Source organism: Mesotoga sp. UBA5847, assembly GCF_002432735.1.
GTDB lineage: Bacteria > Thermotogota > Thermotogae > Petrotogales > Kosmotogaceae > Mesotoga.
This window is the reverse complement of record NZ_DJGL01000079.1, coordinates 1-12,987: the sequence shown is the minus strand read 5'-3', so window position 1 is coordinate 12,987 and position 12,987 is coordinate 1. Positions and strand designations below refer to the sequence as shown.

Annotated in this window: 12 protein-coding genes; 3 read left to right on the top strand and 9 right to left on the bottom strand. The window is 46.8% G+C overall.

Annotated elements, in window-relative coordinates; translation table 11 throughout:
• Positions 1–38: 38 nt before the first annotated feature.
• On the bottom strand, positions 39–197 hold the full coding sequence (gene rd, locus B3K91_RS09450; RefSeq protein ID WP_099830765.1) for a rubredoxin: 159 nt from the start codon (positions 195–197) through the stop codon (positions 39–41).
• 17 nt (positions 198–214) lie between these two features.
• Positions 215–568, bottom strand: a complete 354-nt coding sequence (locus B3K91_RS09445) for a class II SORL domain-containing protein (RefSeq protein WP_214060179.1) — start codon at positions 566–568, stop codon at positions 215–217.
• A gap of 246 nt (positions 569–814) precedes the next feature.
• Here B3K91_RS09445 and B3K91_RS09440 point away from each other — a divergent pair, with 246 nt between their 5' ends.
• Together B3K91_RS09440 and B3K91_RS09435 are read left to right on the top strand one after the other, a co-directional pair.
• On the top strand, positions 815–1,909 hold the full coding sequence (locus tag B3K91_RS09440; RefSeq protein ID WP_292593526.1) for a M24 family metallopeptidase: 1,095 nt from the start codon (positions 815–817) through the stop codon (positions 1,907–1,909).
• 733 nt (positions 1,910–2,642) lie between these two features.
• A complete protein-coding gene (locus tag B3K91_RS09435; protein WP_292589634.1) occupies positions 2,643–4,118 on the top strand; it encodes an MFS transporter in 1,476 nt (491 codons plus the stop codon).
• Here B3K91_RS09435 and B3K91_RS09430 read toward each other — a convergent pair.
• Together B3K91_RS09430 and B3K91_RS09425 are read right to left on the bottom strand one after the other, a co-directional pair.
• Positions 4,115–6,058: an ABC transporter ATP-binding protein gene (locus B3K91_RS09430; RefSeq protein ID WP_214061526.1), complete on the bottom strand. Its 1,944-nt coding sequence runs from the start codon at positions 6,056–6,058 to the stop codon at positions 4,115–4,117. The genes B3K91_RS09435 and B3K91_RS09430 overlap by 4 nt on opposite strands.
• A gap of 1 nt (position 6,059) precedes the next feature.
• Positions 6,060–7,790: an ABC transporter ATP-binding protein gene (locus B3K91_RS09425; RefSeq protein ID WP_292589632.1), complete on the bottom strand. Its 1,731-nt coding sequence runs from the start codon at positions 7,788–7,790 to the stop codon at positions 6,060–6,062.
• A gap of 166 nt (positions 7,791–7,956) precedes the next feature.
• On the opposite strand from B3K91_RS09425, the gene B3K91_RS09420 reads away from it, so the two are divergent.
• On the top strand, positions 7,957–9,303 hold the full coding sequence (locus B3K91_RS09420; protein WP_292594912.1) for a patatin-like phospholipase family protein: 1,347 nt from the start codon (positions 7,957–7,959) through the stop codon (positions 9,301–9,303).
• On the opposite strand, the gene B3K91_RS09415 is transcribed toward B3K91_RS09420, so the two are convergent.
• From B3K91_RS09415 to B3K91_RS09395, 5 genes are all read right to left on the bottom strand, one after another.
• Complete coding sequence (locus B3K91_RS09415; protein ID WP_292589628.1) at positions 9,221–10,429, bottom strand: hypothetical protein; 1,209 nt, start codon at positions 10,427–10,429, stop codon at positions 9,221–9,223. The genes B3K91_RS09420 and B3K91_RS09415 overlap by 83 nt on opposite strands.
• Before the next feature lie 58 nt (positions 10,430–10,487).
• Complete coding sequence (locus tag B3K91_RS09410) at positions 10,488–11,609, bottom strand: nucleotidyltransferase family protein (protein WP_214060675.1); 1,122 nt, start codon at positions 11,607–11,609, stop codon at positions 10,488–10,490.
• A gap of 11 nt (positions 11,610–11,620) precedes the next feature.
• The gene (locus B3K91_RS09405; RefSeq protein WP_292589625.1) at positions 11,621–12,100 is read right to left on the bottom strand and encodes a hypothetical protein; all 480 of its coding nucleotides are present in this window, start codon (positions 12,098–12,100) and stop codon (positions 11,621–11,623) included.
• 181 nt (positions 12,101–12,281) lie between these two features.
• Complete coding sequence (locus B3K91_RS09400; RefSeq protein ID WP_214060677.1) at positions 12,282–12,644, bottom strand: pyridoxamine 5'-phosphate oxidase family protein; 363 nt, start codon at positions 12,642–12,644, stop codon at positions 12,282–12,284.
• Positions 12,623–12,757, bottom strand: a complete 135-nt coding sequence (locus B3K91_RS09395; protein WP_292589623.1) for a hypothetical protein — start codon at positions 12,755–12,757, stop codon at positions 12,623–12,625. The genes B3K91_RS09400 and B3K91_RS09395 overlap by 22 nt, the downstream gene beginning before the upstream one ends.
• Positions 12,758–12,987 lie beyond the last annotated feature (230 nt).

The following is a 12,987-nucleotide window of genomic DNA, read 5'->3' as shown; positions in this document are numbered from 1 at the left end:
GAGGTAAAGAAAAGCGGGAGTGATTCTCCCGCCTCATCTCAGTCGACTGGTTCGAAGTCGTCTTTGCTAGCTCCGCAAAGCGGACAAACCCAATCCTCTGGAACATCCTCAAAAGTGGTCCCGGGATCTACGCCGTTATCGGGGTCTCCAATTTCGGGATCGTAAATATAACCGCAGATAGTGCATCTGTACTTCATCGTGCCAACCTCCTTAATCAGAAATCAACTCTCTTACTGCTCTCCCAGAGACCATGTATATTGCAGTAAGAGGTGGCGATTAGAGAACCTGACTTCTCAAGTTTCACATTAAAAACTGCCTTAGACTGTGTTGTTACAGGAGTGAACTCGATGTGACCCAGATGAATCAGAAACTGGCCATCATCATAGATTGCGTACAGATCGAACCATTTGATATGATGCTCGATAGTGTTTGGGTGAGAAATCTCTTTGCCCACCGTGATCTCTACATTGAATGCTTCACCCGGCTTAATAGCTTCAGGAATGTCAATAACCGGCACGTGTTTTTCGCTTTTCCAGTCGGCGCTTTTAACATACTCACCAATTTGCATTTTATCCCCTCCTCGCATGATAACCTATATAAGGAATCGACAGCAATCATTGCAGAACTGCTCTATACAACAACTACAGAAATCACAGCAATTATACCATATCACTAAGAACGGAAGTCTATTTTGAATGCTTACAAATTCCGTCGGAACAAGGAACCGAAGTATGAAAGTCTATCAGTGCATATTCGCTGAATATATATTGTCTCCTCTGATAGAATAGGTTTAATGTGAGGTGGAGGGGTGTGTTTGACTAGACACGAGGTTGTCAGAGAATACATCGGGGAAGCTTCCGTAGAAGCAGTCCTCTTGACAAGAAACTCGAATATTCAGTGGTTCTTCAAAGGCGAGGTCGATCCGAGAATAGACACTTCGGCTGACTTCGGAGCTTTCTGGCTTCTAGTCACGGAATCGATGGTAGTTGCACTTAGTCCAAGCTACGATGCTGAAAGAATCAAGGACGAGATTCTTCCGGCGGGGATTGAGATACTTGCTATCGATGAATATAAAAACTGCAGGGAGACAATAAGCAAAATATGTGAAAAGTTCAGAAAGACCGCAGTTGATTGTGAATGTTTTCACTCCTGCTCAAACTATGTGCCTTTGGAAAAGTCCTTCTATGAGAAAATGCAAATTCTCGACGATCGAGAGATATTGCGTCTGAGAGTAGTTGGAAAGCTTACTGAGAATATCTTGTGCGAGTTTGCACCTGAACTGCAACCCGGTATGACGGAGCTGGAAATCGAAAAAGTATTGAGGGCTATCTTTATCGAGTCAGGACTTGAAGCTCCAACTTTGTGCGTAGCTTCCGATGAGAGAATCACAAAGTCTCCTTATCCGGTTTCAACAGCAAAAAAGATAGACCGTTATTTGATGCTCAGGGCGACAATAAGGAAGCAAGGACTTTCCGTTTCTCTCAGCAGATACTTCCATTTTGGAGCGTTGCCTCAAGCAATTGAGGAGAAGCACGAGAGAGCCTCCGGCGTTGCCGCCAAGGCTGCTGTTGCGATAATGAGGGCAAAGAGCATGGGCGAAGTATACGAAGAGATTAGAAACGCATATATTGCTCTTAATGCGGTAGATGAGATAACACACTTCAGCCCTGGGGGAAGTATCGGTTACATTCAGAAAAGATTTTCATTTGCTCCGAACTCATTGATTGAGATAAGATCTCCTGCCAGCTATGTACTTTGTCCAAGGATAGGCGGTCTGTTCAGTGAAGACACCGTACTTCTTAATCCTGACGGTACTGCGGAGTTTGTAACACTCGGAGAAGACTTCCCGAAGGTTAAAGTCAGGTTCGAAAGCTTCCGGGTTCACAGACCATGGATAATGATCATATAACTAACTCATCGTAGGGGGCAACGTATCCCAAATTCCTTCTGTGTAAGATCGCTCGCCAAAGAGCCGTTTTGCGATTGAAGAACCGCTTTTCGCTTTGAAGAGCCGTCCTACGATAAGATCAACCGAGAAAGAGCATTGTCGAGATGTTCTCTGCGCCAGAAACTCCGCTGTACGCTTAAGAACGAAGACCCGCTGAGCGCTGGAAAGAACAACGCTTAAGAGCAGAAAACCCGTTGTACGCTGTGAAAAGCCAAGACCCTAGTCACGCCTTTACCGCTCTTTTCATTCTTGTCGGAGAACGGCGAACCGATAACGGATAACCGTTTCTTATTCAACTCGCAACTTGTCTCTTGCAACTGTTTCAAAGATCGAGATCCTGGCCGGAAGCATGCCAGACACAAAGCTAGAAAAGACCGTCATCCCGATGTGCAACTGATCGGGATCTCGAGTCTTGAAATCGATATACGCTTGAAATCAAAGACCCGATGTAGGCTTTGAGGAGACGTCCTCCGTTAACCTTCCAAGAGCAGGGATCCGTTCGCCGAAAAGAGCAACCGAGAAAGAGCATTGTCGAGATCTTCGCTGCGCTCACGAGAAGGCGAGAGAAAAGCATCCCTTTACTATCTGTGTACAGGAAATGAAACGAAAGAGTTTGGGATAGTGCCACATACGCAGTGCTTTCAATGATAAACTCTCAAGTGAATCAGCTGATTTTGATCTGGCGGGAGAGGCAATGGACGACTACTTGGGCTACAACAAACCTGAATACAAGAGAACGAGAAAACTTGCGATCTTCGAGGGCTCGTTCTTCAACATGGCCTTTCTGGTTACTCAAGGCTTCATAGTAACCGGTCTAGCTCTTGAATACGGCGCTTCTGAGATGCTAATCGCCATAATTGGAGTTCTCCCTACGCTTGCTCAACTAGTTCAGCTGCTTGCGCCATTCGTGATGAAGTTTTTCAAGGACAGGAAAAAGGCGATGCTTTTCAGCGCACTTATCGGGAGGATACCACTTGCCTTTATTCCCGTTACACTTGCCCTGGGGATTAAATCGCAATCGCTGCTGCTGATTCTCCTTTCTTCAGTTGCGTTTGGTAACTCTCTTGTGGGCACTTTCTGGGCTTCGATAATGGGAGACGTGATCGATCCCGAAAAGACAGGTAAATATTTTGGTAGACGTAATCTGATTCTATCTCTGAGCACAATGCTTATAACTCCTTTGTACTCGTTCATACTGGACCGTTATACGGGTTCTTTGGGATTTGTTATTGTAACTTCTATGGCAAGCGTATTTGCAGTAATAACGATTGTTCTTCTCAAGAGCCACTATGCTCCTCCAGTGAAGACGTTTGGCCAGGGAAGAGTGTTCAAGGAAGTGTTTGGTAATCTCAGATTCAGGCAGTACCTGAAGTTCGCTGTAGTATGGAATTTCGCTATTACTATCTCCGGACCTTTCTACGCCTACCACCAGCTTGTGAATCTCGAGATCAGCTACTCGTATCTGAGTGTTATGAGTATAGTCGCCTCACTTGCCTCCATGATGATGTACGTTGTTTGGGGCAAGATATCCGACCAGATAGGACACCAGTCGGTTGCGGAATTTGGAGTACTTGGAGCAACGATTCTCGCCCTTATGTGGATTTTTGTCACCCCTCAGACGGCGGCTATTCTACTGCCCGTAGATGCGGTAGTAACTGGGATTGTATGGAGCGCAATCAACCTGTGTATCTTCACAATGATGATGGGCATGATACGCGGCCAGTCAGTTGAGTCCTACGTCGCAGTGCAGGCCTTTTTGAATGGGATTGGCGCTTTGGGAGGTTCACTTCTCGGAGGACTAGTTGCTTCCTATCTGAAGGGAAAAAGCATTACAATCTTCGGCATCGACTTCTACGGAATCCAGGTGATCTTCCTTCTGGGCTCCTTCTTCAGGTTTACTGCGTTTCTTCTTCTCAAGAGAGTGCAGACGACAAAGATCAAGACTGTGCCTCAGGTCTTCTTCAACGTCATGTCTACTGTGGGAAGAAGAATGGCTACGAGACCGTATGAATTCCCCATGCTTCAACTCAGGCCTAAAAAGAGAAGACCTGAGGACGAGCCTTTGAAGCTCGACCTGCCTGCCTCTCTGGAGGATACAAGCGACATCGAAGAGAACACTTCCGAAGAACTCAAAGACGGCGCTGACCAGGAAAAGAGATCAGACTCCTAAGCGATATCTCCAAGCTCGTACTGCAGTCTGTGGAGATCCGAGTATATTCCTCCCTTTGAGAGAAGCTCATCGTGAGTTCCCGACTCTACAAGCATACCTTTATGAATCACCATTATTCTGTCTGCATTTCTTATGGTGGAAAGCCTGTGAGCGATCGTGATCATTGTCTTCTCTTTTGAAATTCTCTCCATAGCTTTCTGAATTAGAGCCTCTGTCTCTGTGTCGACATTCGCAGTCGCCTCGTCGAGAACAAGAATATCCGTATTGAAGGCAACGGCCCTGGCAAGCGCAATCAGCTGTCGCTCTCCGGCAGACAATGTGCCCCCTCTTTCAAGGATTACTGAATCGTATTTATCTGGAAGGCGATCAATGAAGTGATGAGCATAGACGTACTTTGCAGCCTCTATGGCCTTCTCCCTCGAAATCGTCTCGTCGAAGAGACGAATATTATCGAGAATACTTCCTGAGAAGAGGAAGACATCCTGTAGTACAACTCCAACCTTCTTGCGTAAACTCTGGAGATTGTAGTCGTAGATGTTCTTGCCATCTATCCTTATCTGGCCGCCCTGAATCTTGTACAGTCCGGTGAGAATGCTGATGATCGAGGTCTTGCCGGCTCCGGTTTCGCCGACGAAGGCGATCTTTTCCTTCGGCCTAACTCCAAAGCTGATGTCCTTCAACACTTTGTGCTCACCGTCATACGCGAAGGTCACGTTTTCAAACTCAACGCTTCCTTCGAGTGCTTTCGTGGCAGCCTCGTCTGGATTGTATGTCTCTTCGGTCTCGTCCATCAGCTTGAAGATCTTCTCGGCCGAGGCAAGCGCATTCTGTACAATGTCGTACTTTTCTGCGATGTCATTCAGCGGTCGGAAGAACATATCGATGTACGAAACGAAGGCAACAAGCACTCCGAAGGCCAGCGTGTTTCCCAGAATGCTTTTTACGCCAAACCAGATAACGATAGCTATGGTCACATAATAAAGAAGATCCAACAGCGGTCTGAAAATGGCAAATACCCAGAGCTGTTCCAAAAGGCTCTTTAGGTGGCTCTTGTTAACCGAATCGAACTCGCTCTTCTTCCTGACTTCCTGATTGAAGACCTGGGTGACAGACATGCCGGAGATATGCTCGGCAAGGAAGGCGTTGATTATCGCAAGGCGCGTTCTCACCTTTCTATAGGCTATCCTGTCGAAGTAACGGAAAACAAAGATCGCTCCAGCAATGATCGGAAGAATGGCCACTGTGATCAATCCCAGGTAGGTAGATAGGTTAAGCATTATTATGATGATTCCTCCCAGCAGGAGGACGTCTTTCACCATCGACGTAATGACACTTGTAAAGAACTCGGCAAGATTCTGCGTGTCGTTAGCAACCCTAGTCGCCAATCTTCCGCTGGGATTCGTGTCGAAAAACCTCATCGGCACTCTCAGAAGATGCCGGAAGAGGTCCACCCTGATACCATGAGTTATCTTCTGTCCCATGTAGGATGTTGCATAGACCTGCCCGTAATTGACGAAGAAAAGCGAGACGAGGATCAGGATCATGAAGATTGCTATCTGACCTATCCCGTTAAGGTCTTGCACCCTCAAGTCTCTGAGTTGTTCTTCGGTTATCGGATAACTTGTCGTACCGTCGGTCACACTGTAGAGACCCGACTCATCCTGTTGGAGATAGAAGGCTCCTTCATCGGATTCCGCGAAGCTAAAGGAACCGTTTTCTTCAACCACGACCAGCGAATACTGATTGTCCATGTAGTTGTCTATTGCTCTTCTCATCAGCAGCGGTGGAAGGAGATCAAGCGCCGAGGAGGCTCCGATCAAAATCAAACTGAGAATCAGAATAGCAACATAGGGCTTCGTGTACTTCCACAGCCTGAAGACGACTCGCCAGTCTTCAACCTTAAGTTTCTCTTCTACTTCGCTGTATACGTTTTCGGCCATGCTATTCCTCCTCGAGCTTTTCTTCTAACATCTGTCTGTCGTACATCCTCTGGTAAAGACCTCCGCCCTGAACTAGATCGGAGTGTACTCCCCTCTCGACTACCTTGCCTTCATGGAGCACATAAATCTCGTCGGAATCCACCACGGCCTTTAACCTGTGAGAGATGACGATTATCGATCTGGTGTCCTCGGAGTCCTTCAAGGATTTTAGAATCTCCGTTTCAGTCTCGGTATCGACGGCCGAAAGGCAATCATCGAGCACAACGAGTGGTGCCTCCTTTATGAGTGCCCTTGCTATAGAAATCCTCTGCTTCTGACCTCCCGAAAGGGTCACGCCTCTTTCACCCACAATGCTTTTGTACCCGTTGCTGAAGCCTTCGATATCCTCATGAATCGAGGCGATGCTCGCGTACTTTTTAACTTCTTCGTCGGATATTCCCATGTCTCCGAAACGAATGTTGTTTCCAACGGTCTCGGAGAAGAGAAACGTCTCCTGCGGAACGTAAGCAACATTTTCTCTTATCGCCTCAGGTTCCAGTTTATTTATATCCACTCCATCTATGAACAGCATCCCTTCGTCAACGGGGTAAAGCCTGGCGATCAATTTTGCAATCGTCGACTTTCCCGAGCCAGTGGTTCCGACGATGGCTATCTTAGAGCCGGGTTTGACTTCGAAATCAATGTTTTCAAGGGCAGGTCTGCTTCCGGTCGGGTAGGTGAAGGTGAGGTTCTTCATGACTATATGACCTTCAAATTCGTCGATTTTTACAGGGTCATCGGTAGTTATGTTGTTATCCTCTTCAAGGACTTCCATAAGCCTTCTGTAAGAGGCGCGTCCTCTCTGGATGATGTTGATCACCCAGCCAAAGGCCGTCATCGGCCAGACCAGCATTCCCAGGTACGAAGTGAACGTGATGTACTCTCCTAGAGTTATCTGACCCAGTATTACCATACGTCCTCCAAACAATGTTGCCAGCACAGTACCAAGCATAGAGAGAGTTTGAATCAGCGGGAAGAACATTCCCCAGACCCTTACCAGAGTCATGTTCTTCTCTACATACGTATCTGACTTATCGGAGAGAGTTCCATTTCTAAGGTCCTCGATTCCGTAACTCTTTATAAGCCGGACTCCCGAGATGGACTCTTCAATTGTATCTGTAAGATCGGAAAAGGATGCCTGGACCATTTTGAATCTCTTATGAATCATCTTTCCAAAGAAGGTTGAAACGATAGCCAGCGCCGGAAGCGGAGCGATTGAGATCCATGTCAGATTCCAGTTCGTGAAAAGCCCCATTGCAAAGATCGTTACAGTTACGAGAAAGACGGCATCTATGATCATGACAATCGCAGGACCCATAGCCATTCTCACGGCATTCACGTCGTTCGTGAATCTGGCCATAAGATCACCGACCCTCGTCCTGTCATAGAAGGTTGGTGGAAGCGTCAGAAGCTTCTCGAAGAGTGTCTTTCGAGCGTAGTACTCGAATTTTCTTGCCGCCCCCATTATGAAGACCCGCCAGAACAATCTCGTTATGAAAAGTCCGAAGGCAACCCCGATAACGGCAAATATAAGCAGTCTGACAAAACCTAGGTCCTGGGCACCACCTCTGATTTCATCTACTATCAATCCAATCACTCTTGGAGTAATCAACATTAGCAAATCGACAAGAATAAGAAAAATAGCGCCATAAACGTACCTTGGCCAGTTGTGTTTCAGGAAGTCTCTTATCAAAACAATCGCCTCACTAGTCCGGTAAACTAACTTAATATGATACACCATTTCGAGAGAGAACTCGTGATGGGTTCATTAAATATGGATTCTGAGTCTCTTCCTTTCCAATGTATAATAATATCATCAAATCCTTCATACAACTTTGGAGAAATCTGGGGGAAGAGAAATGAAGAGAGCGCTTCTAGTTTTCTCGGTAATTCTACTTGCGGTCACTGCTGCCTCGGTTGCAGTGGACTTTTCTGGCGGCGGAGGTAGAGGGGCCTATGAAATCGGTGTTTACGGCGCCTTGCTTGATCTCGGTTTGGAAATCGATGCCATTTACGGTTCCTCTGTAGGGGCAATCAACGCGGCCGGTCTTATCAGTGAGGGCTTTGAGGCTGCGAGAGATGCGTGGTGCAGCATAGATTACCTGGAGCTTATGAATGCCTCTCCTCATTTGTACGAACTGATCCAGGGAAATCTCCTGGGCCTGGATGCGATGGAGCTTGCCTCGGCAATGAGAACTCTCACCTCCGAAAATGGAATAGACATAGAACCCATGAGAACCAAGATGAAAGAAATGATCGTTGAGGAAAAGGTAATAGCGAGCGATGTAGAACTTGGAATCGTTCTCTACTCTCTCAGTGGCTTGCGACCTTACGCAATGTACAAAGACCTTATCCCAGAGGGAAAGCTGGTCGATTTTGTTCTGGCAAGCGCAAACTTTCCCGCCTTCACGCGTGAAAAGATAAACGGAGAGGTCTTCATAGACGGAGGCGTCTATTCTAACTTCCCTCTTTTCATGGCAAAGGAGAGAGGCCACGAAGAGGTTGTCGCAGTCGACCTTATTGGAATCTACTTTGGAGAAGCTCTCGCTTTTATAAACATCTTCACCGATGGAATGAAGGTCACGTTGATAGAACCTTCAGAGCAATTCGGGACAGTAATGACCTTTGATCCTGAGGTCTCGAAGAAGTATCTCATTTGTGGTTATCTCGATACAATGAAGAAGTTCGGTGTTTTACGGGGTGATAGCTATTTCATTCTAGGAGATGACGATCCCTTGAGAGCTCATTTTCTATCACTAGAAGAAGAGTCGAGAATTGAGGCGCTAAGACTTCTGGGGCTTGTAGGTGTCGAAGGCGAGACGGCAGAATACCACTACTACCGGGAATTCATTCCCTGGCTGGAAAGCATTGCGAAGCAACCCTACTCCAGGACCTGTCATCTCGTTACCGGAATGCTCGAAGAGATGGCTGCCTTCCTCCAGATCGAGAGGCTGGTTCCCTACTCGCCTTCATCTCTAATGTTTGAAGTCATTAAGGCGTTCAGCGCAGCTAAGTTCGAGAGCGAAAGGGATCTCAGATACATGACCAGATACAAAAAACTCTTTAATTTTCTCGAATTCATAGACGATCGGAAGCCCTGCACATCGGAACTTTCTACCGAGTTTAGATCCTTTGAAGAAGAGTTTCAGAAGTCTGTTGGACTTTTGGAACAAATTTGCTCGCAGCAATCCCGTATATCTCACTGAGTGAAAGCGGTCTCTTCAGCAGGCTCTTTCCGTAGACTATGTAATGTTTGTACTCCTGGCCTCCGGCACGCCGGGCATTTGCGATCATCGTGGCGTTCATTGAGCTGATCGATGATCCTTCGATTTCTTCGAAACCCATATTCTGGATATTTCTGTACGCTCTCAAGAACATGGCCGAAGGCACGCCCTTGTTTCTGAAATCGGGAACGACAAAGAGTATCGCCGCTCTTACGCGCGCAAGAGATTTTCTCTTACTCAGCAGCTTATACCAGCCAAAGGGGAGTAGCTTGCCGTCAATCTCGCGAATGAGCGGGCTGAAATCCGGCAGCGCAACAAAGTACCCTATTGGCCTTTCTCCTGATCTCGCGATGATTACCATTCTCTGATCGGCTACCGTCCTGAGTGTCTTGGCCATATCACACAGTTCTTCATATGTGGGAGGAAGAACGTCCTCTTCCCACTTCGGGATAGATTCTTCCATGATCTTCTGAAGATCCGCGGCGACATCCTTTAGCCGCTTGAAATTGGCCTCTTCAACGCGGAACCCGTAGCGATCCATTGCGATCTCGGTAAACTTTATCTCGCGCTCGGATATGACTTGCTCAAGATCGTATCTGAAGGCAAGATATTTCAAGTAAATATCGAAGTCTTCAAAAAAGTCAACATAGTAGGGGGGATTGTAAGGCATCATAACGGCAGGTTGATCTTCGAAGTTATCTATCAGTAGGCCTCTATAATCGTCGCCGTTAGTAGGGGAAACAGGTCCCTTCAGATACTTCATGCCTTTGCTCTTTGCCCAGCTTTCGGCAGTCCTAAGCAAGGCGTCGGCAACGGCCCTATCGTTTACCGACTCAAAGAGCGTGAAGTATGCATGCTCCACGGACTTCTCGCGGTTCATAACCTGTTCTATGCCCACGGCGAGCCTTCCCACTACACTACTTCCGTTCTTTGCCACAAAGAAATCGTGAGGACCGTTCGCAAGAAGCTGTGAGCTCTTGCTTTTCAAAACCGCTTTAATTTCATGGCTTAAAGGAGGTACCCAGAGGGGGTAATCGCGGTATAGTCCCCTTGGGAGCTCAATGAACTCTTTCCTCTCGTGACGGCTCTTGACTTTGACAATTTTCAAAATTAGCAACTCCTAGAAAAAACGTATGGACAATTCTAGCACGATTAAAGATAGCTCTCTAGTGGACAGTGGAGTTGCCTTCCAAAGACCTCACATCTGAGATGTAATTCTTGAGATTCGAGTCGGAGATACTTCCCCCGCTCCCGTCTACTGTCACGTAGTACTCAGATGTGATCAATAAATTCTTTCCCTTGAAACCGGGTCTGATCCGTGTATAGTCTCCCACAAAGACGTTACTCAGTTCAACGCCGCTGTGGATTTTGCAGTTGGATCCAATCATTACCGGCCCTTCTAGTTTTACGTTCTTTTCAACTATCGAACCCGCCCCAACATATACCGGGGTGATGATCTTAATGCTCTTCTCAAGGACCGAGCCCGTACCTCTCCAGAAACCCTCGGTCACTTCTCTTCCGGAAGGTTTGAAGCCCTTTATCCTTCCCTCGAGAGCCGCGCCGAGTATCTCGAGATAATCGGAGTTCCTTCCTATGTCATACCAGTCTATCTTCGTGTCGAGCGAGAAGACCCTTTCTCTCTTCTGAACAAGCAGGGGAAGAAGCTCACCGCCGATATCGAAGAACTGATTCTTTGGGATGTAGTTGAAGACTTCGGGTTCAAATATATAGATGCCCGTGTTAGCGAGATTCGATTTGGCCTTTTCAACCGCCGGCTTTTCTTGAAAAGATTCGACCCTTCCCGCCGAATCGCAGACGATAATTCCGTAGTTGGGAATCTTGTCTCTCTCGACTTTCTTTGAAATAATTGTCGCTACAGAGTCGCTTGCCCTGTGGAATTCATACGCCTTTGCTAGATCGAAATCTACTATCGCATCGCCGCAAAGTACAATAAATGTCTCATTGAAGAAGCCGGACTCTTCTTGAATCTTCTTCAATCCTCCAGCCGAACCAACGGGTTCAGGCACCAGCTGCCCCTTCTCAAAATGCCCTTCGAAGGAGTATCCGACTCTCAAACCATATCTGTACCCGCTCCTTACATAATTCTGAAGTACTCCTGCGAGGTGAGAGAGATTGATCATTATCTCATTCACATCATACTTGGCAAGCAGCTCAAGAATAAACTCTATAACCGGCTTCTCAATAATGGGAAGCATCGGTTTTGGCAGCCTGTTCGTCAGCGGTTTCAATCTTGTTCCGGCTCCGGCTGCTAAAATCATGGCTTTCATCCAGACTCCTCCTATCTCTTAACAGATCTCAGATTTTTGTAGACTACCAACCCTCCAACTGCAAGCAGCGAGATTCCTATGAAAATTCCAAGCACTTTCGGCGCCAGTGCTATGAGCAGAAAGAGTATGGAGATTGCCGATAAGAACGATGCCGCAACCAGAATGCCATTATCCTTTTCAACTCCGGCAAAATACGACTGAAAGAGGCCAACGGCAGGAGCGGCTATGAATAGCGCCCAGCCGCCTCCCATTATGAAGCCCGGGAAAATAACATTGAAAGTCAGGATTACAGCGACCGTTAGCAAAATGCCTGCAGGCACAAAGAGATTCTTGTCACGTCCAGTGAATGCTCTGTATTCCATGAAAATCCCAGGAATCCAGATAAGCAATAGCCAGAGATTGAGAGTGAACGATCTGACAAAAATGATCAGGATCCCAAGCAGAATCATTATGGCTCCAATTATAGTTCTCATAAGAGCGTTCCTGTTCATCAACCATCGCCTCCAGTTAGTTCATTCATCGGAATTATAACAAGAAGAGGTGCCTTTAGGTATTCAAATCAAATACCTGAACCTTTAGATAGGCTTCTGATGAATGGAAAGAACACCTAAGGTGGGCAAACCCGATCAATCCATTTTACTGAACAAGAAAAACCATAGAACCGTCCGCGAACTACTTTATCGATGATTTTCCTGTCAAGTGAAGGATATCGATACGGATAACACAGGTGGCCTTCAAGGCGTTTTTAATCTCCTCTACTCCATTCTCAAAGTAATCTGCCGAATACTTTGAAAGGAGCTTCATTAAGGCCTCTGTCTTCTCCCCATCGTCTTCCAGTATCGAGGCTTTTCCAAAGGCGATGGCGCTTCTAAAGATCGTTGAAAAAGACTCCGGAATCACTTTAGATGACTCAACAACACAGAAAGAAACATTAGCGTTTTGAGAAAGGTTGTCTAGCTTGTGACCGGTGATTGCGCAGTGCACGAAAATGCAATTGTTTTCGTACGTGTAATTCACAGGGATCCCGTAGGGCATCCCCCATCTATACCCACAGTAGATAATACCCCATAGGAACCGTTTTTCAGAATCTCAGTAGCTTCGTTCAGCGGCAGCTCCTTATCCCATCTCCTCATCTTCCTGAACTGCAAAACCTTCACCCCCCGGATGTCTCCTTTGTATTGTACCTTATAAAGCAAAGACAAAAGGCGATGTTGGTCGATCGTTGACGTTACATCGTTATCGTCATCGGGAAAGACCCCGCAGATCGCTGGAAGAATCGCTTTTCGCTGGTCGCTGAGCGCTTTGAAGAAACGTCCTCCGTCCTAGAGCATGGACCCGTCCTACGATAAGATCAATTGAGAAAGTGAGTTGTCGAGAC